The sequence below is a fragment of the Anoxybacillus sp. CHMUD genome, from assembly GCF_013096965.1.
In the GTDB taxonomy this organism is placed as follows: domain Bacteria; phylum Bacillota; class Bacilli; order Bacillales; family Anoxybacillaceae; genus Anoxybacillus; species Anoxybacillus kestanbolensis_A.
On the sequence record NZ_SDLG01000071.1, the window covers coordinates 1 to 459 of the forward strand.

Annotated in this window: 1 protein-coding gene; it reads right to left on the reverse strand. The window is 64.5% G+C overall.

Translation table 11 applies throughout. The annotated features are described in order from the left end of the window. Positions 1-43: 43 nt before the first annotated feature. Positions 44-459 (reverse strand): Dyp-type peroxidase (locus ETB99_RS14645; protein WP_171700939.1); only part of this gene is annotated, 416 nt, incomplete at its 5' end.

Consider the following 459-nt stretch of genomic DNA (forward strand, 5'->3'; position numbering starts at 1 on the left):
GCATAGGGCTCTCAAACCTTGCAGGGGCCTTGCGGCCCCTGCATTACGCTTGCACCGCCTCCACGAGTTCGCTCAGCGTGCGCGGTGCGGGAGCGAAGAACACGGCGCCGGTGTGCGCCGTCGAGAAATCGAGCAGGCGGTCGTGCATGCCTGGCGGATCGCCGAGGAACATGCGCTCCAGCATCTTCTGCGTCACCCACAGATGCCTGGAGTAGCCGATGAAGTAGGTGCCATATTCGCCCTGGCCGGGGCGGCCGAAGGGCATGTTGTCGCGCAGGATGTCGTGCTCGGTGCCGTCGTCGTCCACGATCGTGGCGAGGGTCTTGTGCGATTTCTGGCCGCTCGTCGCGTCGGGCAATTCGACATTGCTGACGATCTCCCGGCCGATGATCCGCTCTTGCTCGTCCTTGGCGAGCCGAGCCCACGAGACTAGCCTAGCGCTCATCTCGTATGCCGCCT